Source organism: Kitasatospora sp. MAP5-34, assembly GCF_029894335.1.
GTDB lineage: Bacteria > Actinomycetota > Actinomycetes > Streptomycetales > Streptomycetaceae > Kitasatospora.
Window position 1 is genome coordinate 159126 of the sequence record NZ_JARXZC010000006.1, and the last position, 23688, is coordinate 182813.

Annotated in this window: 16 protein-coding genes; 12 read left to right on the plus strand and 4 right to left on the minus strand. The window is 72.9% G+C overall.

The window, feature by feature from the left end:
* Nucleotides 1–21: 21 nt before the first annotated feature.
* Together P3T29_RS08865 and P3T29_RS08870 are read right to left on the minus strand one after the other, a co-directional pair.
* Complete coding sequence (locus P3T29_RS08865; RefSeq protein ID WP_280715741.1) at nt 22–1821, minus strand: DUF4082 domain-containing protein; 1800 nt, start codon at nt 1819–1821, stop codon at nt 22–24.
* Between the two features lie 11 nt (nt 1822–1832).
* Nucleotides 1833–3056: a glycosyltransferase gene (locus tag P3T29_RS08870; protein WP_280715742.1), complete on the minus strand. Its 1224-nt coding sequence runs from the start codon at nt 3054–3056 to the stop codon at nt 1833–1835.
* Between the two features lie 273 nt (nt 3057–3329).
* Between P3T29_RS08870 and P3T29_RS08875 the strand changes: the two genes are divergently transcribed.
* From P3T29_RS08875 to P3T29_RS08930, 12 genes are all read left to right on the plus strand, one after another.
* On the plus strand, nt 3330–4127 hold the full coding sequence (locus P3T29_RS08875) for an aldolase (protein WP_280715743.1): 798 nt from the start codon (nt 3330–3332) through the stop codon (nt 4125–4127).
* 143 nt (nt 4128–4270) lie between these two features.
* On the plus strand, nt 4271–5065 hold the full coding sequence (locus tag P3T29_RS08880) for a DUF4389 domain-containing protein (protein WP_280715744.1): 795 nt from the start codon (nt 4271–4273) through the stop codon (nt 5063–5065).
* Nucleotides 5066–5131: 66 nt separating this feature from the next.
* The gene (locus tag P3T29_RS08885; protein WP_280715745.1) at nt 5132–5632 is read left to right on the plus strand and encodes a CU044_2847 family protein; all 501 of its coding nucleotides are present in this window, start codon (nt 5132–5134) and stop codon (nt 5630–5632) included.
* A 3-nt stretch (nt 5633–5635) separates the two neighbouring features.
* Nucleotides 5636–7963 (plus strand): trypsin-like peptidase domain-containing protein, encoded by a 2328-nt coding sequence (locus P3T29_RS08890; RefSeq protein ID WP_280715746.1) that lies wholly within the window; start codon nt 5636–5638, stop codon nt 7961–7963.
* A complete protein-coding gene (locus P3T29_RS08895; RefSeq protein ID WP_280715747.1) occupies nt 7960–8958 on the plus strand; it encodes a MoxR family ATPase in 999 nt (332 codons plus the stop codon). Before P3T29_RS08890 ends, P3T29_RS08895 begins: the two co-directional genes overlap by 4 nt.
* A 6-nt stretch (nt 8959–8964) precedes the next feature.
* The gene (locus tag P3T29_RS08900) at nt 8965–12504 is read left to right on the plus strand and encodes an SAV_2336 N-terminal domain-related protein (protein WP_280715748.1); all 3540 of its coding nucleotides are present in this window, start codon (nt 8965–8967) and stop codon (nt 12502–12504) included.
* 78 nt (nt 12505–12582) lie between these two features.
* Nucleotides 12583–13941: an FAD-dependent monooxygenase gene (locus P3T29_RS08905; RefSeq protein WP_280715749.1), complete on the plus strand. Its 1359-nt coding sequence runs from the start codon at nt 12583–12585 to the stop codon at nt 13939–13941.
* 103 nt (nt 13942–14044) lie between these two features.
* Entirely contained in the window at nt 14045–15247 is a 1203-nt protein-coding gene (locus tag P3T29_RS08910; RefSeq protein ID WP_280715750.1) for a hypothetical protein, read from the plus strand.
* 188 nt (nt 15248–15435) lie between these two features.
* Nucleotides 15436–17463, plus strand: a complete 2028-nt coding sequence (locus P3T29_RS08915; protein WP_280715780.1) for a galactose oxidase-like domain-containing protein — start codon at nt 15436–15438, stop codon at nt 17461–17463.
* Nucleotides 17464–17507: 44 nt separating this feature from the next.
* Nucleotides 17508–18059, plus strand: a complete 552-nt coding sequence (locus P3T29_RS08920) for a hypothetical protein (protein WP_280715751.1) — start codon at nt 17508–17510, stop codon at nt 18057–18059.
* 266 nt (nt 18060–18325) lie between these two features.
* Complete coding sequence (locus P3T29_RS08925; RefSeq protein WP_280715752.1) at nt 18326–20368, plus strand: glycosyl hydrolase family 18 protein; 2043 nt, start codon at nt 18326–18328, stop codon at nt 20366–20368.
* Between the two features lie 192 nt (nt 20369–20560).
* Nucleotides 20561–20929 (plus strand): hypothetical protein, encoded by a 369-nt coding sequence (locus P3T29_RS08930; RefSeq protein ID WP_280715753.1) that lies wholly within the window; start codon nt 20561–20563, stop codon nt 20927–20929.
* 86 nt (nt 20930–21015) lie between these two features.
* On the opposite strand, the gene P3T29_RS08935 is transcribed toward P3T29_RS08930, so the two are convergent.
* Both P3T29_RS08935 and P3T29_RS08940 read right to left on the minus strand, forming a co-directional pair.
* Nucleotides 21016–22389, minus strand: coding sequence for an ABC transporter substrate-binding protein (locus tag P3T29_RS08935; RefSeq protein WP_280715754.1), 1374 nt, complete (start codon nt 22387–22389; stop codon nt 21016–21018).
* Nucleotides 22386–23678: a hypothetical protein gene (locus tag P3T29_RS08940; protein ID WP_280715755.1), complete on the minus strand. Its 1293-nt coding sequence runs from the start codon at nt 23676–23678 to the stop codon at nt 22386–22388. Before P3T29_RS08940 ends, P3T29_RS08935 begins: the two co-directional genes overlap by 4 nt.
* Nucleotides 23679–23688: the final 10 nt, after the last annotated feature.

The following is a 23688-nucleotide window of genomic DNA, read 5'->3' on the forward strand; positions in this document are numbered from 1 at the left end:
TTCCGCGTCAGCGCGCAGTCGCTACCCCAGTGTGTAGGCGTGCGGTTGGTAGGCCGTGAAGGTGTCGGTGAAGACGCCCTGCCGGGCGGTGAGGACCCGTCCGTCGTCCGTCCGGACCTGGCCGCTGTACCGGCCGGGGACGGTGAAGGTGACGGTGGACGGGCCGCCCTCGGGCAGGTCGGGCCGGTCGGTCGCCACCGCCAGGACGGCGGTGCGGCCGCCGGCCGTCCGCAGGGTGGCGGTCACCGGAGCGCCCTGAGCCGCGACGCCCACCAGGACGGGCGGGGCGTTCCAGTAGGCGGCGTACGTCTGGGCGTCCGCGTCCACCTGCTTGATGGTGGCGGCCGAGGTCGCGTCCCGCAGGCAGGCATCCACCTGGGGTTGCGAGACGAACGAGTGGCAGAACCAGCTGAGCCCGGTGGCGCCGTTGACCAGCGCCGCCCAGGCCGCCGCGCGGACCTGGGCCGGTGAGGCGGCCTTCGCCCCGGTCGCGGTGCGGGAGCCGGCCTGGATCCGCACCGGCGTCTCGAGGAAGACCCAGACCGGCTTGCCGGGCGACAGCAGGCGGGTCCGCGCGGCGGTGCTCGCGTACGTCCGGACGCCCTTGGTGCTCGGCGGGGAGGACGGGTCGCTGACGCCGTAGAAGTCCACCGACACGATGTCGGCGGCGGCGGTGTACTGGCTGAAGTCGGTCGGACAGCCGACGCTGCGGGCCCCACCCGCCACCCCCGTACCGAAGTTGACCAGCACCGGCCGGGCTCCGTCCTGCCGGCGCAGGCTCGCGGCGAAGTCCCGCAGCTTCGCCGGCGGCAGACAGCCGGCCCCGGCGGCGGTGCCGTTCGGGGCGTTCATGTCCGGCTCGTCGGCCAGCTGGTACCCCGTCAGGGTGGCCGCGCCGACCCGCTCGGCCTGGGCGGCGAGCGGCAGGTCGGCGGTGGCACAGGGCCAGCCGCCCGGCCCGCCCGGCGCCGGGTCGCAGGCGTGGCCGCCGGCGATCACCGCCATCCCGGCTGCGGCCGCCGCCCGGACCTGCCCGTGGTCGTCCGTCGGCCAGCCCCAGAGGCCGACGAAGGTGTCGACCCCGAGCGAACGGAAGGCGTGCGCGTCGTCCGAGCCGTCGTACGGCGTGGTCGGGTCCTGCATCCAGACGCTGACGGGCAGTTTTGCCGGGTCTCTCCAGCCGTTGGTGGCAGGCCACTTGGACCAGTACGCCGGGGTGAAGACGTCCGGGACGTGCGTGACCGACTCGTCGGGGGAGAACGACACGTCGACGTAGTAGTCGGTGTTCTCGTGCGATTGGCCGGGGAAGGCCATCGCACTGCCGCTCGCGAACCCGCCGCCGACCGCCGTCAGCGGCCCGGAGGCGAGCACCACCGGGCCCCCGTCGAAGGCGTTCGGGATGGCGGCGTAGTGGCCGACCGGGGCCAGATAGGACGCGGTGTACGTCGCCCCGGCGGTGATCCGGACCGGTTGGGCCAGGTCGGCCTGCTGCCAGCCCGAGTCGGTCTCGTGCTGGAACGTGACCTCGGCCAGCCGCCTGCCCTGGGCGTCCCAGAGCGCGCCGACGTGCACGCCGGTGTTCCCGGCGCCCTTGTAGAAGCGGATGCCGGTCACCACACCGGGGAGGGTGGAGGTGAACCGCACCCCCAGCGTGGTGGCGGCCGGGTCCTCGAACGAGGGCGTCAACGGCACGGCCGACCCGAAGATGCTGGTAGGCGGCCCGGCCTGCCGGGGCGGCGGAGGGTGCGGCGGCCGTCCGCCGGAGGTGCAGGCGGCGAGGGTGAGACTCAGGGCGAGCAGTACGGCAAGGCGAGGTCGCACGTGGAACTCCTTCAGGCCTGCGGCGCGCCCTCGACCAGTTCGAGCAGGTCGGTCGCGCGCGCCTGCCAGGAGTCTTCCGCCACGGCGGCCCGCCGGAGTTCGGCCGCGCCGGGATCGTCCTGCTCATCGAGCGCCGAGCCGACGGCGGCGAGGAACGCCTCGGTGGAGTCGGCGACGGCGATCTGCCCGGCGTAGCGGCGTACTTCGGGGAAGTCGGTGCTCACCACCGGCAGGCCGAGCGCGAGGTACTCCTTGAGTTTGATCGGGTTGCAGTGCCGGACCCAGTCGTTGTCCAGCCACGGCATCAGGGCGACGTCGAACCCCCGTCCGTAGGCGGGGATCTCGGCGTACGGACGGAAGCCCAGGTGGTGCACGTTCGGCAGCCCGGTCAGCGCCCCGAGGTCGTGCGTGGTGGAGCCGATCAGTACCAACTGCGCGTCCGGGTACTCCTTGGCGACCCGGGCCAGCAGGTCGAAGTCGACCACGAAGTCGTCCAGCGCGCCGAAGAACCCGATCCTCGGGTGCGGGATCGCCGCCAGGTCGGCCGGCTCGGTGGTCGCCGCCGTGAAGTGCTCCAGGTCCACCCCGTGGTCCAGGAACACCGCGCGTTCGCCGGTGAGTTCGCGCTCGGCCGCCATCAACTCGCTGCTGACGTACAGCACATGGTCGGCGCGGCGCATCAGGCTCCGCTCCAGCAGCTCGACCGAGGCGGTGTCGGCCTCCGGGAAGGCGGAGTGCCGGTCGGAGCGGTTGTAGACCAGCGTCCGGTGCGGCAGGTGCTCGACGACGTCCGCCGCCGTCGGGATGGTCGCCACACACACGTCGGTGGCCATCCCCAGACTCCGTGCCGCCATCCTGACCTGCAGCGCGATCAGCCGGGCGTTGAGCGCCCGGGCGGTCGCGCTGCCGTAGAAGGGGAGCAACACCGGTGTCATGACGGCGAATCCGGGCACCTCCGGCACCGGACGCTGCACCTTGCGCGCCATACTGCGGGCCTTGCGCAGAATCCGCCGGAACGGCTGCGAGCTGCGGCCCGGCAGTGGCATCCGCATGGCGATGCTGTTCACGAAGAGCACCGGCCGCTGCCGCGCCAGATTGAGCATCAACTGCACGTCGGAGTGCGCCCTGTTGTGGTACCACCAGTCCTGCGCGGCGAAGCAGACGTAGCCCTTCGCCCGGCCGCTGGTTCCGGCCCGACCGACGGCAGCGTCGAGCGCCACCTTCCTGCCCCCCACGATCCGGTCTCCCTCCGGTCCAGACCCCCCGGTCCCGGCCAGGTTAGCGGCCGGGGCAGTGGGCGGAGGCGGTTCCCCGATTTCCGGTGGAGTCCGCACCGCCGCGATACCCGGTCGAGGCACGCGGCGCAGGTCAGTACTGTCGTGCACCATGACCATGCGAATACTTGTTCCCGGGCAAGGGACTCTGGGGGTTCTGACCTCGGGCCGGGGGCGCCGGACATAGCGTTGGGCGCGTCGGCCGTCCGGAGACGAGAGTCAGGGAGAGAAGTCATGGCAGACACGCTCGGCGCGACCAAAGCAGAATTGGTGCAGCTGGCCCACCGCAGAATGCGGAGCGAGATCCCCGACAACACCTGGACGGCCCGGGAGAAGCTGGCACTCACCTGCCGCATCCTGTTCGACGCCGGGCACGACTCCGGCCTCGCCGGGCAGATCACCATGCGCGCCGAGGCCCCCGGCACGTACTGGACCCAGCGCCTCGGGCTGGGCTTCGACGAGGTGACGGACGCCAACCTGCTGCTCGTGGACGAGGATCTGAACGTCCTCGAGGGCGACGGGATGGCCAACCCGGCCAACCGGTTCCACAGTTGGGTGTACCGGGCGCGGCCGGACGTCAACTGCGTCATCCACACCCACCCCCTGCACGTCTCGGCGCTGTCCATGCTGGAGAAGCCGTTGGTGGTCTCCCACATGGACCTCTCCCCGCTCTACGACGACTGCGCCTTCCTCGCGGACTGGCCGGGCATTCCGGTGGGCAACGAGGAGGGCGAGCTGATCACGGCCGCCCTGGGGGAGAAGCGGGCGCTGCTGCTGGCCCACCACGGCCAGCTGGTCGCCTGCGCCGGCGTCGAGGAGGCGTGCGTCCTGGCGGTGCTGTTCGAGCGGGCCGCGAAGCTGCAGCTGCTGGCGATGGCGGCCGGGACGATCCGCGAGATCCCGGAGCAGCTCGCCCGCGAGGCGCACGACTGGGTCAGCACCCCGAAGCGGAACCAGGCGTCCTTCGCCTACTACGCGCGCCGCGCCCTGCGCGGCCACCCGGACTGCCTCACCACCCCGCCGGGCCGCTGAGAGCCTGCGTCCGAACCCCGTCGTGCCGCCGCCGGCCGGGCGCCGTGCGGCCACCTGTACGGCCCACTCGCCGGGCCGATCGCCCGGCGGACTGTCAGTTTGGGGAACGTAGACCGGCCTCACAGCACAGCAAGGGAGCAGCCATGGCAGCAGGTGGGTGGAGTGTGCCCGACCAGGGGCAGGCCGAGTGGCTGCCGGTGCTCGACCTTCCGGAGCCCGCGCGGCAGCGCCGCCTCACCGTGCTGCTGCGCTGGCTGTTGCTGCTGCCGCAGTTCATCGTGGTGGCGGTGCTCTCCGTCGGCGCCTCGCTGGCCGCCATCGTCGGCTGGTTCGCGGCGCTCTTCACGGGCCGTCTGCCCGAGCCGGTGGCCCGTTTCCTCTACGGCTACGTCGGCTACCAGACGCGGGTCAGCGCCAGTGCGATGCTGCTGGTCGACCGGTACCCGCCGTTCGCGCTGTGGGCGCCCGCCGACCACCCGACGCAGATCGAGCTCCGCCCCGGGAAGCTGAACCGGCTGGCCGTCCTGTTCCGGATCATCCTGATGTTCCCCGCCGCGATCATCGAGAGCGTGGTCAGCAGCGGCTGGTTCGCCCTCTCCTTCCTGATCTGGCTGGTGGTCCTGATCACCGGCGGGATGCCCAGGCCGTTGTTCGAGGCCGTCGCCGCCACCCTCCGCTACTCGATGCGGCTGAACTCGTACGTGTTCATGCTCACCTCGGCCTATCCGAAGGGCCTGTTCGGCGACGCCGCGTACCCGCAGGCCGAGACGCACTCCGCCAGCCGCCCGCTGCGGCTCAGCGGCTGGGGCACGGCGTTCCTGGTGCTGTTCCTCCTCGCCGGAGTGGGTACCAACATCGCCTCCTCCGTCGGCACCACCTCGGGCGACGACAACCCCACCGTCCGGACCGCCCACGTCCCGGACCAGGGCGTGCGCTGACGGTTCGGGTAAGGGATTTGGCCGATCCGGCTGCGGCGAAGATCAGGACTCGGCAGAATCGTCACCATGTCGGACTACATCGAGTTCTCCTTCGACGACGGATCGTCAGTCATGCTGCGAACCTTCCCGGCCCCCCGGGAGCAGCAGCCCGAGGCCCCGCAGCCCGAGGCCCGGCCGGCTGAGGCCCCGTACCCGCAGGCCCCGATCGGCGCGCTGCCGCCCGGCCTCGGGGGTGCCCGGCCGGTGGGCCGGCGGGCCGGCGAGGAGGAGGGCGGCCGGGAGCCGGCCAAGGTCACCAAGCTCGCGCAGGACGCGCTGCGCAACGCGCTGCGCCCGCTGGTACCGCTGCTGCAGGAGGTTCACGAGACCATCGCCTCGGTGCCGTACCGGCCGCACGAGGTGTCGGTCGAGTTCGGGGTCCAGTTCGGCTCCGACCTCAAGCTCGGCATCGTCAGCGGCAGCGGTGAGGCCAGCCTGACGATCTCCGCGACCTGGCAGCTCCCGCCGCGGACGACTGCCGCGAGCGAGGATCCCGTCGCCGGCGTCGCGCTGCCGCAGGCCCGCTGAGTCGTGGGGTGGTTCGACCTTGACGCCGACACTGCCGAGCGGGCGCTGCGCGCGGCTTTCGCGACCGTACTGGACACCTCGGCGGCCGAACCGGTCGGCGGCGGCGTCTTCCTGGCCGGCCGGTCGGTGCTGACCTGCGCGCATGTCGTGAATGCGGCTCTCGGCCGGTCGATGTTCGAGCCGCGCCACCCCGGCGGTGTCACCCTGAGGCTCGACTTCCCGGACGGCAGCGCCGAGGCCGTGATCCGGACGTGGATCCCGCCCCGCGCCCCGGGCGGCGGCCCGGCGGTGCTGGGGGCGCTCGAGTGGCAGGGCGACCTGGCCGTGCTGGAGCTCACCACCCGGCCGCCCGGCCAGGTCCGCCCCCAGCGCTGGAACCGGATGGCCCGGCGGCAGAAGGTGCGCGCCTGGTACGGCACCGGGCACCGGGTCTCGTACGTGGACACCAGCGTCAAGCTGTGCGAGCCGGACGCGTCCTACCTCGACACCGACCTCGCGACCGGCCCGGCCATCGGCCCCGGCTACAGCGGCGGTCCGCTCTGGTCGTACGAGCAGGAGGCGGTGGTCGGCCTGGTGGTCGGTCAGCTCATCGGGACGCGGGCCGAGCCGGGCCGCAGCTACGCGGACCGCGCCTTCGCCCTCTCCTGGCAGACCATCCGGGCCGAACTGGAACGCGTGCTCGGCGCCGCCGCGCTCGGGGCCCTGCTGCCACCGGAGCCCGGCACCCTCCCGCCGGGGTCCGCTGCGCGCGATGAACAGCGACGACTTGCCATCCTGGTACGGGAGTTGCTGTCGGATCCGGCGGAGCGCGGCCACCACGCCCGGTACGTCGCCGCCGAGTGCGGCCTGCCCGCCGGTCCGGCCGGCAGTGCGCCGGCCCCGGAGGTGCTGGCCGAGACGCTCTGTGCCACGCCGCGCGCGCTCGCCGCGCTGGTGGAGAGCCTGGTACGTGAACGGCCGGCCGACGCGGAGCGGTTCCTCGCGCTCGGGCGGGCGGCGGGCGCCGCCAAGCTGCTCTCGCCGAGCGAGTACGACTGGCTGATCGACCTGCTCGGCTCCCAGCACCCGCCCGCCCTGGCCGAGGCGGCGCAGGCGGTCCTGCCCGGGCTCGTGCTGCCGCGCCGACTCCCGGGCGGAGAACGGGACTTCGCGGAGACGCTGGTCGAGCGGCTGGAGGTCTACACGGGCGGCCACTCGATCGCCGGGCCCGGCCGGCCCCGCCCACCCGCGCTGCTCAAGGTCGCCGAGTACGGCGCGGCGGCCTTCGACCAGGCGGCCGGACAGCAGCGTCCGGGGCGGCACCCGGGTCAGTGCGCCGGCCAGAGCGCGGGGGAGGAGCTGCGCGCCTGGTCCCGCCGGGTCGCGGGCCGGCTCGGCGCGCCGTACGCCGTCCTGGACGAGTACGCCGCCGAAGCCGCCGAGTGGGCCGCGCGCGGCCAGGACGCCCGGTCCGCCGCCGTCGCGCCCCGCGTCGCGGTACGGCTGACCCGCTACGAGCACGGTGGCCGGGATGCCGCCGGGCGGTTCCGCTGTGCCCTGTGGACCGACCCCGGCGACGGTGAGCTGCGGGCCGTCCCGCTCTCCGGCCCGCACCCGCTCGGGCCCGACGAGGTCGCCCGGCTGGTCCGCGCCACCCTCGCGGGCTGGGACGAGCCCGAGGAGTCCGGCGCCGAGGGCCGGCCGGGGCCGGTGGTGGAGTTCTTCCTCGACGAGCCCGAACTCGGCCTGCCCGCCGAGGAGTGGGACAGTGCCGACCCGGACGACCCGGAGTACGACGGCGAGCCCGAGCCGCTCGGCCTGGCCCACCCCGTGGTGGTCCGGCTGGCCGGCTCGCTCTCGCCGGTGCGGGAGCGTGAGCGGGCAAAGGCGTTACGCCGCCGCTGGTCCAACCGGGACCGTGCCGAGCCGCTGCAACTTGTGGCTGGTGGACAGGAGTTGCGCCAGGTCAAAGGTGCCGTCTACCGGGATCTGGATACCGCGCGGATCGTCCTCGGCACCGCCGACCGTGCGGGCCGGCCGGCCGTCGCGGCGATCTGCCTGCGGCTCGGGGTGCCCGTGGTGCTCTGGGACCGGCACGCGCCGGGGGAGGTCACGGCGGCGCACTTCGGCGAGATCGCCCCGGCCGGACCCGCCGACGGGCTGCCCGAGCGGGTGCGCAGCTACCGCGCCGCCGCCTGGGCCGACGCCGCCGGCTGGCCGGCCCGGCCGGTACTGGCCCTGGAGGATCCGTCCCGGCCGCCACCGCCCGTACTGGAACTCGCCGACCCGGACGACTACGCGCCGGACGACGGATACGACAGCAGCTACGACCAGGAGACGAGCACCGCATGAGCCAGCGCCCCACGCCGGACTGGCGCCTGTTCCACGGCGACAACGTCCCCCGCACGCCCGCGATGCCCGAGGCCCCGCCGTGGCGCAGCTTCGGGCGCGCACCCGACGGCCGGTCACCCGACGGCTCCTCACCCGAGGGCGCCCCGGCTGACGCTCCGCCACCCCGCCCGTACCTGATCGGCCGTGCCGAGGCCGACATCGTCAACGCCGCCCTCCACCTGCGCCGCCCGCTGCTCGTCACCGGACACCCCGGCACCGGGAAGTCCTCGCTGGCCCACGCCATCGCCCGCGAACTGAGCCTCGGCGAGGTGCTGCACTGGCCGGTCAACAGCCGGTCCTCCCTGCAGGACGCGCTCTACCGCTACGACGCCATCGGCCGTCTGCGGGAGAGCACGCTCGTCCGCGAGCACGGCGGTGCCGAACCGGACATCGGCAGCTTCCTGCGGCTCGGGCCGGTCGGCACCGCGCTGGTACCGGGCGACCGACCGCGCGCGCTGCTGGTGGACGAGCTGGACAAGGGCGACGTGGACCTGCCCAACGACCTGCTCACCGTCTTCGAGGAGGGCGCGTACGAGATCCCGGAGCTGGCCCGGCTCCCCGAGGAGAGCGCCGAGGTGGCGGTGCTCACGGCCGACAGCGACGGTCGCCGGGCCCGGGTGGTGCGCGGGCGGGTGCGCTGCTCCGAGTTCCCGGTCGTGGTGATCACCAGCAACGGCGAGCGCGACTTCCCGCCTGCCTTCCTCCGTCGCTGCCTCCGCCTCGACCTGCCCGACCCGGACGAACGGCGGCTGCGCGACATCGTCGCCGCCCACCTCGGCCCGGACGCGCTCACGCAGGCCGAGGACGTGCTCACCGCCTTCCTGGAGCGGCGGGCGCACGGCGAGCTGGCCACCGACCAGCTGCTCAACGCCGTCTTCCTGCGCAAGGGCGGGCTCGGGCTGGACGCGGACGGACTGCTCGACGCGGTGCTGCACCGCCTGGGCGGGGCGGTCTGACGGGGCATGGGTCTTCAGACGGCGCTCAGCCGGACGCTGGACGTGCTGGCCGGCGCGGGTATCGAGCTGGCTCCGGAGGAGCTGCTCGACGCGCTCTGGCTGGCCGGTCGGCTGCCCGCCGCCGAGCCCGAGCCCGAGCCCGCGCCCGCACTCGCTCCGACAGCGGGCGCGGCCCGGCCGCCGGCTGACGCCGCCATCTCGACGGCCGCCGCCGAGACCACATCTGATGATTCGTCAGAAACCCCGCAGTCGCACGCCCTGCACGAGGCGTTGGACTCCGGCGGACCGGCCGGGCAGTCGGCCCTGGCGCCGCCCGAGTCCCGGCCCCGGCCGGAGCAGAGCCGGGAACAGAACCAGGAGCAGAGCCGGCCGCAGGCCCGGCAGCGGGCCCAGGCGGTCCGGGTCCCCGAACGCCGGGCGTTCCCCGACGAACTGGCCCTCGCCCGGGCGCTGCGACCGCTCAAGCGGCACCGCGCCAGCCCCTGGCGCACCGAGCTGGACGAGGCCGCCACCGCCGCCGAGGCCGCCGAGACGGGCCTGCCGGACGCGGTCCTGCGCCCGGCCCGCGAACGGTGGCTCCGCTGCGACCTGGTGGTCGACGACGGCGTCTCCATGCTGCTCTGGCGCCGCACGGCCGCCGATCTGCGGCTGCTGCTCGAACGCAGCGGCGCCTTCCGGCAGGTCCGGGTGCTCGGGCTGCGCGCACGCGGCGCGCAGCCCGTCCGGCTGAGCGGCACGCCGTACCGGTACTCGGCCGACGGCGACCCGGCGCTGCTCGACCCGGCCACTCTCGCCGACCCGACCGGACAGAGCCTGGTGCTGCTGCTGAGCGACGGCGCGGGGTCGGCGTGGCGCGACGGGCGGATCAAGGACGTGCTCGACCGCTGGGCCCGCTGCGGCCCGACCGCCGTCGTGCACACCCTGCCGCGCCGGATGTGGCCGGGCTCCGGACTGCCCGCCGAGTACTGGACGGTGTCCACGCCCCGCCAGGGCGCCGCGAACGCCGACTGGCGTGTCCAGGACCCGTTCCTGCCGTACGGCGCGCCGGACCGGCCGGGCGTGCCGGTGCCGGTCCTCGAACTGACTCCGGCCGCGCTGCGCGACTGGTCCGGCCTGCTGGCTTCCTCCGGGGGGCAGGCCCGGCTGGCGCTCTGGGAGCCACGGCCGGCGCTCCCACGGCAGGCCGCCCGCCGCCGCCCGCCCGCCGACCCGGACCGGGCCGCGCTCGCCAGGCTGGACCGCTTCCGGGCCGCCGCCTCGCCGGAGGCGTACCGGCTGGCCGGGCAGCTGGCCGCCGTCGCGCCCGTCACCGTCCCGGTCATGCGCCTGGTCCAGGCCACCACCCCGGACGCGGGTGACCCGGTGCCGCTGGCCGAGGTCTTCCTCGGCGGCCTGGTCCGGCCCGTGCTCGGGTCCGGGGCCGGGTCCGGGTCCGGCCGGCAGTCGGCACCGGCCGCCCACCACCGGCTGTTCGACTTCCCCGAGGTGGTGAAGGACCGCCTGCTCGACGAGGTCCCGACGGCCGAGCTGGTCGAGGTCGGGCACCAGGTGAGCCGTCAACTCGAAAGCCTGGCCGGGCGGTCACCGGACTTCCCGGCCTGGCTGCTCGGCCCGGCCACCGGCCCGGGGGCCGCCGCACACGCGGACGGACTGCCGTTCGCCTGGGCGGCCGGCCCGCTGCTCCGCCGCCTGGGGATTGCGCCGACGGAGGAAGCGGCAGAGGAAGCGAGGGAGGAGCCGGCCGAGCCCTGGTGGCGGGCAGCGGGCCGCTCGCAGGCCTGGCCGCCGGCGGCCTCGGTACTCGCGGAGCGTGGCAGGCTGCGTCCGCTGGAGTCCGACGATCCGTCCGAGGTCGGCCCGTACCGGGTGCTCGGCCGGCTGGCGCCGGCCACCGAGAACTGGCTCTACGCCGCCCGGAAGACCGGGGGCGAGCTGGTGGCGGTCCGGACGGCCGGACCGCGCCCCCGCAGCCAGCGCGCCTGGGGCCTCCTCGCGGACGAGGTCGAGAACCTCAACAACCTCGCCCCCCGGTACAGCACCCCGCTGATCACCTGGGACACCCGGGACAGCGCGGGCTGGCTGGCCACCGCCGTGCCGCTCACCTCCGGCGGCACCCCGGCCCCCACCCTGCGGGAGTTCGTCGAGGTCTGCGGACCGCTCCGGCCGACCAGGTTCCTGCACCACCTGGCGCTGCATCTCGCGGTCGCCCTCCGGGACTCCACCGGAGAGGGCCTGCTCCACGGTGGCCTGAGCCCGGACCGCATCCTGATCACCGAGCACGCCCCCGTCCTCACCGGGTGGCAGCACCGGCCCGGCAGATGGGCCTCCCTGCCGTCCCCCGACGCCGCCTCGGCGGCCTATCGCGCGCCCGAATCAGGGCAGTTGTCGCAGCCGGCCGACGTATTCTCGATTGCGGCGGTGCTGTACTACGCCTGGTCCGGACACGAGCCGGACCACCGGGCCTCGGACTCGCTGACCCTCGAAGGGCCGGCCGACGGCCGGTACCCGCAGCCGGCCTGGCGGATGATCCTGGTGGACTGCCTCAGCGCCGACCCGGCCCGCCGCCCCGGGATCGAGACCCTGGTGGAGGTGTTCGGCCGCACCCTGGCCCCCGGTTCCGAGGACGCTCCGCTGACCGCCTGGATGTCGCACCGGGGCCGGGACCTGCTGCGAACCACCGCCGGGCAGTACACCACCAGGCCCGGCAGGACGCCCGGACCCGTCGACCCCGAGCCCGCCGACGGCCCCCCGAGGCTGCGAGCCGCCCGGGTACGGGTGGATGCGCCGCCCAGGCCGGCCAGGAACCGGCACGTCACCGTCCTCTGCCCCGCCGTCGGTGTCGGGCTGGCCACCACGGCGGCCATGCTCGGCGCGGCCCTGGTGGAGCGGAACGGAGCGGCCAACCGGGAGGTGGTGGTGCTGGACTCGGGCCGTGGCGCGGATGCCCTGGCGGCCTGGGGGCAGCGCAAAGTCCCGGGCGGCCTCTGGGAGTTGGTCGACTCCGTTTCCCGGCTCAGGCGTTACGGCAGCTCGATCGACTGGCACCTGGAACGCGACTCCTTCGCGGCCGGGCCGGGCGGGGTGCACCTGCTCGCGGGCGAGCGTGGCGAACTCCGGCCGTGGGGCCTGACGGGAGATGAGTACGGCGAGGTACTCGTCCAGCTCGAACGGTACTTCGCGACCCTGGTCACCTCGGTCCGTGCACCCACGCTCGACGGGCACGTACGCGACGTCCTGCGGCGGACGGACCAACTGGTGATCGTCACCGGGCCGCAGTCCGGCTTCGTCCGGGAGGCCGCGAGCCTGCTCGGGCTGATCCAGGAGGAGGGCTACCGCGACCTGGTGCGGTCCAGCGTCGTCGCGCTCTCGTACGACCGGCCGAGGCGTGCCCGTGGCCTGTCGATGGTCGAGCGGCTCTGCCGGGAGGTCGTCACCATCCCGTACGACGAGGGCCTGAACTGGGGCGACTTCGTCGGCCTCGAGGAGCTCGCCCCGGAGACCTGGCAGACCTTCCGCCACCTGGCGGACCTGGTCTCCGGAGACTGACGGACCGTCAGGCCGTGTTGCTGCGCGGAGCCCCCGGGAGGGTGACAGCTCACGGTCACGTCGGTTACGCTCCGTAGCATGACAGTTGAGGGCGGGGCACGTGGGCGCGGCACGGCGGTAGTGATCGGTGGCGGGCTCGCCGGGACGCTGGCGGCATGGGCGCTGCGCGGGCACGCCGAGCGGATCGTCGTGGTGGAGCGTGACCGTTACCCGGAGCAGCCCGACTTCCGGGCCGGGCTGCCGCAGGGCCGGCACGCGCACCTGCTGCTGGAGGCCGGGCACCGGGTCCTGGAGGAGCTGATGCCCGGGGTGCGGGCGGAGCTGCTGGCGGCCGGAGCGGTCCGGGTCCCGATTGCGAGTGAGCTGCGCTGGCTCAGCTCGGCAGGGTGGATGGCGGAGTTCGAGAGTGAGGTCGCCTTCCTGTCCTGCACCCGGCCGGTGCTGGACCACGCGGTGCTGGAGCGGGTGCGCGGCGAGTCCTCGGTGGAGTTCCTGGAGGGTACGGACGTCGTCGGGCTGCTCGGTTCGGCACGGACCGTCACGGGTGTCCGGATCCGCGAGCGCGGGCAGAGTTCGGGCGAAGTACGGGAGCTGCCCGCCGAGTTGGTGGTGGACGCGTCCGGGCGGTCGTCCGCGCTGCCGTCCTGGCTGGCCGAACTGGGCTGCCCGCCCGTCCCCGAGGAGCGGGTCGACGCGGGCGTCGCCTACTCGAGCCGGCTCTACCACCGCCCGGCCGGGCTGGACCTCGGCTTCACCGCGCTCTACCTCCAGACCAAGGGCCCCGACTCGCCGCGCCTGGGTGTCCTGCTGCCCGTGGAGGGCGACCGCTGGATCGTCAGCCTGGGCAGCATGCGTGGCGCCGAACCGGAGCCGGGCGAAGCCGGGTTCGAGCGGCACCTCGGCCTGCTGCGCGATCCGAGCATGCGCGAGCTGCTCGCCTCGGCCGAACCTGCGAGTGACATCCGGGGTTTCCGTCCCGGTCCCGGCGTCCGGCGGCGCTACGACCGCCGCTCGCCCGAGGGCCTGGTGGTGACCGGCGACGCCGCGTGCACCTTCAACCCCGTCTACGGCCAGGGCATCACGGTCGCCGCCTTCGGTGCCCGGGCGTTGCGCGCCGCCGTCGCCCGGCAGGGCGGCATCGGCGCCACGGCGGCGGCCGCCGCGCGCAAGGGCATCGCGGCCGTGGCCAAGGACGCCTGGGTGATGTCCTCCAGCGAGGACGTACGCTTCCCGAGCACCACCGGCGGCCCGTCCGGCGCCCTCGTCCGCGCCCAGCACCGTTACCTGGACCGGGTCCTGGCCCGGGCGACCACCAACCCGCACGTCTGCGCGGCCTTCCAGGACGTGATGTCCCTGATCGCCCAGCCGACCGCGCTCTTCCACCCCTCCGTCCTCGTCCCGGTCCTGCGCGGCGGCAGCGGTGGCGCAGTCGCGTAGGAGCGTCCGCCGGCAGGGGACCGGCGACCTTCCGCCGACCGGCCCACGACTGTACTGTCCATGGCAATGGTTGGGGTACGTGTGGCGTACGAGGGGAAGCCGAGTGTCTGTCGACGATGGTCAGGTTCCCGGTGCACGGGCGGAGCAGGCGCCGGAGCCGACGGACGCGGCCACCGCGCAGGAGTTCGTGCTCCGACTGCGTGCGCTGAAGAGCTGGTCCGGTGACCCCTCGCTGCGGGAGCTCCAGCGGCTGACCGGTCTGCCGCGCAGCACGATCGCCGACGCGCTGGACCCACGCCGGACCAGGCTGCCGCCGCTGAACCGGGTGCTGACCATCGTGCTGGCGTGCGGCGTCCCGGCGGGTGCGGCCGAGGAGTGGGAGACCGCCTGGAAGCGGATCCAGATGCGGCAGAGCCGGCCGGCGGAGTCGGTGTCCCCGGTCGCGCCTTCGGAGTTCACGCAGTCGGAGTTCACGCCGTCGGAGTCCACGCCGTCCGGGCCCGAGTTCCAGGGCGAGTCCGAGCCCGATCCCGACCCGTCAGCAGGCGGGCGCCGGTTCCGTGTCCCGCGCCGCCCCGCACTGCTGGCCGCGTTGGCGGCCGTCGTCGTCGCAGTCCTGCTGGTGGCGGCCAACGCTACCGACAGCGCCAGTTCGCCCGTGGCGGTGACGACTTCGGCCGACGGCCGGATCGGATACGTCGCCCGGACCACCAGCGACGAGCAGATCCTCAGCACCAGCAGCGTGGACCTGCCGGTCCTGCACCCCGTCGCGGCCGACGACGCGCTGATCGTCTCCGTGATGCTCACCAGTACCAGTGCGGGCACGGTCACGGTGACCGACACCGCCGGCAACGGCTACGCCGTGGTCGGCGACGTCGTGGACGCCTACTGGCACCGCACGATGATCTTCGCAGCCTTCCACGCCAAGCCGCTGAACACCGCCGACCGGATCAGCGCCAGCTACCCGAAGTCCAGCAAGTACCACATCGCCGTGGACGAGTTCCAGGGCATCACCACCGCCGGTCCGCAGGCGGGGGCGTCGGTGCCCTACGACCGTAACAACAGCGCGTTCAGCACCAGTGCGCACCCGCTGGCCTGCGAGGCGGGCGAACTGCTCGTCAGCGCGGTGGGGACCAACAGCGGACCGGCCCCGGACTTCGTGGCGGGCTGGCAGACCCTGCCCGTCCTGAAGCTGTCCTCGTACCGGCTGACCACGGCCTACCGGTTCGTCACCCGGGCCGAGAAGTGCGCCGCCACCGGCAGCACCACCGCACAGTGGGAAGCCGTCGCCGTCACCTTCCGCTGAGGCCGACCGGGCCGTCCCCGCAGTTCCGCCGAACCGCTGCCGATCCGCTCCCGAGCCGTACCCGATCCGCGACATTCCGCGACATTCCTCCGGCCCCGGACGTACTAGGATCACGCCGACCCAACCGCTTGGAGGAACTCCCCGTGCCACGAACATCCCGTCACAAGGCCGGTCTGGCCTATCTGGCAATGTTCTCGCTGCTCACGCTGATGCTGGGCACGAACCCCGCGTGGGCCGGCACCAACCTGGTCGTGAACCCGGGCTTCGAGTCGGCCGACTCGACCGGCTTCCCGACCTGCTGGGAGAAGTCCGGCTGGGGGAACGGCACCGTCGCCTACAGCCGGACCACCGCCGCGCACAGCGGCAAGTACGCCATGTCGGTCAAGGTCACCGGGGTCACCACCGGTGACGACAAGGTGCTGATGACGGAGAACGCCACCTGTGCGCCCGCCGTGACGCCGAAGCACCAGTACGACCTCGGTGTCTGGTACACGAGCACCACGCCCAACACCGTGGTCACCGCCTTCCGCCACGACATAACCGCCGGCTGGGTGTACTGGACCGACCTGGAGACCCTGCCGCCGGCCAAGGCGTACCAGCACACCACCGTGCGCACGCCGGCGATCCCGCCGAACACGGACCGGATCACCTGGGGCGTCACCGTCTACGGCACCGGCACGCTGGTCACCGACGACTACACGATGGCGGACGTCACCGTCCCCAGCACCGGCGGTGGGTGTACGGCCGGCGCGGCCTGCACCACCGGCTCCTGGCAGGTGCTGCCCTTCCTGAACCCGGTGCGCAGCATGCACGCCATCGTGCTGCACAACGGCAAGGTGCTGTTGATGGCGGGCTCGGGCAACGACCCGATGAAGCTCGCCGCCGGTACCTTCAGCTCGGCCGTCTACGACCCGGCCACCAGCACGTTCACCCAGATCGCCACGCCCACGGACATGTTCTGCTCCGGGCACGTGCAGCTGCCGGACGGCCGGGTGCTGATCATGAGCGGCACGAAGTCGTACCCCGCCGCCGACGGCAGCCACGGCTACGAGGGCCTGATCAGCTCGTACATCTTCGACCCGGCCACCCAGATCTACACCCGGGTCAACGACATGAACGACGGTCACTGGTACCCGTCGGCCACCGAGATGGGTGACGGCGACGTCATGACCTTCGGCGGTCTGAAGACCGACTCATCCGGCAGCGTGACCGCCGAGCGCTTCTCCACCGCCAAGCAGCAGTGGCTGCCGAGGAACCAGGTCAACCAGACCTGGTCGTACTTCGGCCTCTACCCGTCGATGGTGCTGATGCAGGACGGCCGCCTCTTCTACACCGGCAGCCACGTCTTCGGCAACGGCACCTCCGGCACCGGCGCGTCGATCTACGACTACAACGCCAACACCATCAAGGACGTCCCCGGGCTGCAGAGCAAGGACACCCGGGACCAGTCCATGAGCGTCATGCTGCCCCCGGCCCAGGACCAGCGGGTCATGATCATGGGCGGCGGCAACATCTACAGCAACGTGGACGCCGGCCGGCAGACCGACCTGATCGACCTCAAGGCCGCCAGCCCCGCCTACCAGCCGGGTCCGCTGCTCCCGCAGGGCACCATGAGCAACGGCGCCAAGGAGACCGGCAACCAGGGCAAGATGTACGTCTCCACCGTGCTGCTGCCCAACGGCCAGGTCTTCGAGACCGGCGGTGGCCTGCACAACCGGCAGGATCCGGTGTTCGAGGCGTCGATGTACGACCCGACCGCCAACACCTTCACCTCGATGGCCACCGACCCGATCCCGCGCGCCTACCACTCGGCGTCCTTCCTGCTGCCGGACGGCCGCGTGATGTCCGTCGGTGACAACCCGGGCGACGGCAGCTTCAACATGCACGTCTCGATCTACACCCCGCCGTACCTCTACCACGGCGCCCGGCCGAAGATCACTGCTGTCGCCAACACCATGTGGTCGTACGGCTCCAGCCAGCGCATCACCACGGACTCGCCGATCGTGCGCGCCGAGCTGATCCGCCCGGCCGCCGTCACCCACTCCTCGGACCCGAACCAGCGCTTCGTGGACCTGCCGCTCACCGTGAACGGCGGTGGCAGCGTGAACCTCAACGTGCCCAGCAACCCCAACCTGGCGCCGCCCGGCTACTACATGCTCTTCACGGTCAACGCGAACGGCGTGCCGTCCGTGGCGCAGTGGGTCCACCTGATGTGACCGCCCGGCACCGATCTTCCGTTCCCCGAGAGGAGTTCTCCCCGATGATGGCTTCCGATCCGACCCGACGCCGGGGTCTGCGGCGCCTGGCGGCAGTCGTGCTGGGCACCGGTGTGGCGGTGGCCGTCGCGGTCATGCTGTCCACCGGCGGCGACGCCGTGCCCCGGCCGCTCCCGCTCGACGCGGTGCGGTCGCCTGCGGCCGTCGCGGTCACGCCACCCACCACCGGTGGTGCCGGCTCCCGGTCCGACCAACCCGACCAACCCGACCAGCCCGAGGTGTCGCAGGCGCCGGCTCCGCACGTCCTCAACTTCGCCCAGGACGTGCAGGGTCCGGCCGAGCAGTTGGCGCCGACCGCGACCAAGGCACCGGTCCCGGCCGACGCGGACGGCTGTGGCCATGCCTACGGTGAGGTCAACCAGTGCGTCCCGCGCCTGTTCCCGGCCGAGGTGCCGGCCACGGCGGGCGCGCGGTGCGGCTGGCTGCTCGCGCGCGGCTTCCACGCCCTCGTCCTGCACGCCAAGGACGACCTCGGGTTGGACACCAACCACGACGGGGTGGCCTGCGACAAGGGCGACGAGGGAGTCCCCGCGTAGCACTGTCGCGCAGGAGTCCCGGATGACGAAGTGGCTGGTCGGCACACCGACCAGCCACTTCGTGCGTTCCGCGTCAAGGCCCGCCGGAGTGAGGTGTCTTGACAGCCCATTTGGTCTAGTCCACCCTGTGTGCCGGAAGCCCTGCCGCACGGCCCCACCCGTCGGCGCGCACCTCCCTGCTCCTCTGCTCCCGTCTGCCGCCTCCCCGACGATCTCCGGTTGGCGGACGGGGTCCTGTATGCCCCCACGTGACAGGAGAGCTCAGCATGCGCAGATCCAACCGGTCGGCACTGGCGGTGACTTCGGCGGCGGCAGTGCTGCTGGGCGCCGCCATGTCGCTCCTGGGAGTGAGCAACGTCCAGGCCTCCCAGCAGACGCCCACGGTGACCGCACCGACCAACACCACCGGAGCGCCCGCGACTTCGGGCGGGCTCAAGGTGGCGTACTACGACCAGTGGTCGGTGTACGCCAACGCGTTCTACCCGAAGAACGTCGACACGTCGGGGATGGCGAGCAAACTCGACTACCTGATCTACGACTTCGAGAACATCGACCCCACCAACCTGACCTGCTTCGAGGTCAACTCGGCAGCCTCGCAGGACGAGAACAACCCCAACGCCGGTGACGGCGCGGGCGATTCGTTCGCCGACTACGGGAAGAGCTACGGCTCCGACCTCAGCGTCGACGGCACCGCCGACGCCTGGAACATGCCGATCGTCGGCAACTTCCACCAGCTCCAGGAGCTCAAGAAGAAGAACCCGAACCTCAAGGTTGTTCTCTCCCTGGGTGGTTGGACGTACTCCAAGTTCTTCTCCGACGCGGCGGCCACCGACGCCTCGCGCAAGAAGCTGGTCAGCTCCTGCATCGACATGTTCATCAAGGGCAACCTGCCCTCGCAGGGCGGCTACGGCGGCGCCGGCACCGGGAAGGGCATCTTCGACGGCTTCGACATCGACTGGGAGTACCCGGGCGGTGGCGGGCACGTCGGCAACCACGCGAGCGCGGCCGACAAGCAGAACTTCACGGCGCTGCTGGCCGAGTTCCGCACCGAGTTGAATGCCCAGGGCCTCGCGGACGGCAGGACGTACTCCCTCTCGGCGGCGCTCCCGGCGGGCCAGGACAAGATGCAGTACGTCGAGACCGACAAGATCGGGCAGTACCTGACCTTCGGCGACCCGATGACGTACGACATGCACGGCGGCTGGGAGCCGACCGGGCCGACCAACCACCAGACCCCGATCTACCAGAACCCGGCCGACCCCTCCAACCCGATCCCGCCCGGGACGGCCAAGTACTCGGCGGACGAGGCGATCAAGGCGTACACGGTCGGTGATCCGCAGTACTCGATCCCCGGTGGGTTCCCGGCCGGCAAGCTCAACATCGGTGTCCCGTTCTACTACCGGGGCTGGACGGGAGTGGCGGCCGGCGGCAACCACGGCCTCTACCAGCCCGCCAGTGGCCCGGCGACCGGGGCGGCCGACTCCGGGAACGTCGCCGGGGTCCGGATGTACAAGGAACTCTCCGGGATCGTCGACAACCCGGCCGACACCTTCTGGGACCCGGCGGCCCAGGCGTCGTACTTCTACGACGGGACCAACTTCTGGTCGGGCGAGAGCATCCGGTCGATCCAGGCCAAGGTCGACTACCTGCACTGCAACGGCCTCGGCGGGACGATGATGTTCTCGCTGTACGACCTGGACCCGGCGGCGACGCTCTTCAACGCGGCGGTGACCGACACCAACGGTTCGGCCTCCTCCTGCCCGGCGCCCTCGCCCTCGCCGAGCCCCTCGCCCAGCCCGTCCCCGAGCTCCTCGGCCAGCCCCTCGCCGAGCCCCTCGCCCTCCTCTTCCCCGTCCGCCTCCCCGAGTTCCTCGCCCTCGTCCAGCCCGTCGCCGTCCCCCTCGCCGTCCGGTTCCGGCGGCATCGTGGTCAACGGTGGCTTCGAGTCGGGCAGCCTGTCCCCGTGGACCTGCACGGGCAACCTCGGCTCGGTGGTGAGCAGCCCGGTCCACTCCGGCTCGCACGCCCTCCAGGGCGTGCCCAGCGGCTCCGACGACGCCCAGTGCTCGCAGACCGTCACGGTGAAGCCCAACACGACGTACACGCTGTCGGGCTGGGTCCAGGGCGACTACACCTACCTCGGCGTGACCGGCTCCGGCGCGGACACCTCCACCTGGACCTCGGGCAGCGGCTGGTCGCAGCTGTCCACGAAGTTCACCACCGGTGCGTCCGTGACCTCGGTGAGCATCTGGGTCCACGGCTGGTACGCCCAGGGCAACTACTACGCCGACGACATCAACGTGAGCTGAGCCCCCGACAGCTGACCCGACGGGCGGCGGCACCGATCCCGGTGCCGCCGCTCCTTCCGGTGCCGTTCGGTCCGGAACGCGCCGTTTCCTTGGCCGGGAATCCACTGCCGAACCTCGGCCGGTCGCACTAATGTTCCCTTACAGAAGGTCCGTGCACAGAGTCAGCCGTCCTCATCGAGCAAGGGGAGCTTCATGTCACGCCTGCGTACCGCCATGGGTGTCGCGCTCTTGAGCGCCACCGCAACTCTCGCCCTGCCGGTCTCCGCAGCCCAGGCCGCTCCCGGAGGCACTGTCAACACCTGTGCCAGCAGCCTGACTCCGGGCGGCTGGGTCGATGTCCAGTGGTGGTTCAGCGCCTCCTGCGGATCGAACTTCAGCCCCAACGCGAAGCAGATCGAGCAGCTCACCGGGCTGCCGATCGGGACGACCGTCAACGCCTGTTCGTCCACCTATCCGCCGGCCGGCTGGATCCCGGTCGCCTCCTACTACAGCAACGGCTGCCAGTACTCCTCCGTCCCCAGCTTCGACCCGAACACCTGGACGCTCCGCCGCGTCTCCTGATCCTGGCGGCAGGGGTGGGCGCCCCCGGCCTTCGGTCGGGTGGTGCCCGCCCTTCCCAGGTTTGGCCAGTGGCCTCGTGGACGCGCTCAGCCGTAGGCGTTGGCCCGTACCCGGTCCAGGTCGGCGAGGATGGCGTCCAGTCGGGACGGGTTGTTGACGTACGAGAGGACCGCCTCGTAGAACGCGACCTGCATGGCGTCCGGCATCTGGTCGGAGGCGTCGAACCGTACGGCGGTGGCCTCGGTCAGCTGCTGCCCCAAGCGACCTGACAGTGCATCAGGATAATCTCCGGTCCCCACCAGGCGGTTCGGGCTGAGCGCACCGCCGCGCCGCACCCAGATCGCCTGCGCCTCGGGGGTGGTGAGGTAGGCGACGAGCTTGCGGGCGGCCGGAGTTGAGTGGAACATCGCGAGCAGATCGCCGGCCACCTCCTCGGTGCCGCCGAACGCCGGGTCGATCCGGGGGAAGGGGACGAAGTCGAAGTCCTTGCCCGCCACCGGCTGAGAGCCGTCCTTCTGGTAGTCGTCCGTGATGAACGACGCCTCGTGGTCGAAGAAGCAGCCGGGAGAGCTCGCGAACAGTGAGGTGCCGGCGGTGCCGAAGCCGGACAGCAGCATGCCGCGCGGGCCGCCGCGCACCATCCCGGGCGCGCCGACGACGTCACCCCAGGTCTGCCACGCCTGCCGGATCTGCGGCGAGGTCCAGGCGAGAGTACCGGCTGTCCACCGGTCGTAGACGTCCGGCCCGGACTGGGCCAGGACGATGTCCTCCAGCCAGTCGGTACCGGGCCAGCCGGAAGCCGAGCTGGACTCCAGGCCGACGCACCACGGGGGAGTGCCGGAGGCGGCGATCCGCTGGTCCAGGCCGGTGAGTTCGGCCCAGCTGCCGGGGGGCTTCCAGCCGTGCGCGGCAAGGGCCTTGGGCGAGAACCAGAGCAGGCTCTTCACGGCCGCCTTGACCACCACGGCGTACTGCTTGCCGCCGACCGCGCCGAGCCCGAGCCAGCTCGGAGCGTACTGCTTGGCCAGCCCGGATGGATCGAGCGCGCCGTCGAGCGGGGTCAGCCGGCCGGCCTTGGCGTACTGGGCGACCTTCGCGGGGCTGGAGAGATCCGCGAGGTCGGGCGGGTTGCCGCCCGCGACCCGGTCCGCGAGAGCGGTGTCCGAGTCACGGGAGCCCTCGTAGTCCACCTTGATCCCGGTCCGCTGCTCGAACGGCGCGACCACGGCCAGGAACGACGCCTGTTCGGCGTCCGTCCAGGGGCCGAGTACGTGCACGACCTGCGCCGACCCGCCGCCACCGCTGCAGCCCGCCAGCCCGCAGACCGCGACCAGCAGCAGCGCCAGCCCGGCCCTGGCCGACGTCGCCATCGCCCGGCCCCGCACCGGCCGCTCGCGTGTCACCCGCCGGCCCGTCACCCGTCGGCCCGTCACCCGTCGGCCCGTCATCTGCTGGCTCATCGCGCCGCCCGGTACTCGTCGATCCGTGGCCACAGCCCGGCCAGGCACAGTGCCGCGATGCCGGCGCAGAGCACCGGCAGCCCCACGTCCAGGCCCAGCTCCGCACGGGCTGCGGTCTGCGCCCCGGCCAGCCGCTGCTGGGTGAGCGCGGCCAGGCTGCTCAGGTCGCCGTCCAGGGCGGCTCCGGTGCCGCCGAGCTGGGTGCTGCCCGTGCCGACCGCCGTCACCGCCGCGTCCGGGCTGTGCTGAGCGGCCTGCTGCTGCAAGCGGGCGTCGGCCGCCGTGAACCGCTGGAAGGAGTCGAGGGCTCGCCCGGCGGCGTCCTGCTCCGCAGGGGTCGCGGGATTCGTGGGGGCGGAGCCGGCTCGCAGCAGGTCGGCGAGGATCCCGTGGAACTGCGGGGGCCCCGCGTGGCCGGCCGGCCGTGCGGCCGGGTCCGGCAGCGGGTCGGCGAGCTTCGTGGCGTAGCCGGTGAAGTCACTGGCGAAAGGCGCTGCGGGATCGTCCTGGACTAGGGCCAGCGAGTCGCTCGCGGCGGCCTGCGCGGCGAGCGACCGGGCCTGCCAGGAGGCGGAGAGCCGGTCGAGCGCCGCCGTCGCGGATCCGAACGCCCGGTCGGCGTGCAGGCTCTGCCCGAGCCCCCAGCCGGCCAGCCCGACCAGCAGGACGGACCCGGCCAGCAGCGCGGGGCTGAGCCGCCGCTTGAAGTGCCTGCGCAGGAAGCGCTGCGTCCCGACCAGCAGTGCCAGGGCCACCACCGCCGGTGCGAGCACCCCGAACAGCACGCCGGGCGCGAGCCAGACGCTGCGCCCCCGCTCCGCCGCCACCTGCCGTTCGGCCTGCCGCAGCTGCTCGATCCGGGTGAGGATTCCGTCGCCGGGGGTGTGCAGCAGGCCCGAGGCGTACGTCAGGTAGGCCGCGCCCAGGACGCCCTGGCCGGCGTTGGCGTGGGCCTGCTCGACCAGGCTGGTGTACTCGACCAGCAGGCCTTCGACCGCCTGCAGCTGCCCGCTCCCGGCGGTCCCCGTGGCATCGTGCTCGGCCGCCTGCTCCAGCGCCTGGTGCGCCGTCTTGAGATCGTCCTGGTACCGCTGGCCCGGCCCGCCCAGGCGGACCGTCCCGGACAGCATGCTCTCCGCCGCGACCCGGTCGGCGTCGGCGAGGTAGTAGGCGGCCCGCGCGGTGTCGACGGCGGCGGGCGCGGCGTGGGTGCCGATGTCGGACACCGCGCCGTGCGCCCCGGTGAGCGTCAGGTCCATCGCGCCCCACAGCGCAGCGGTGCACAGCACCAGCGCGAGG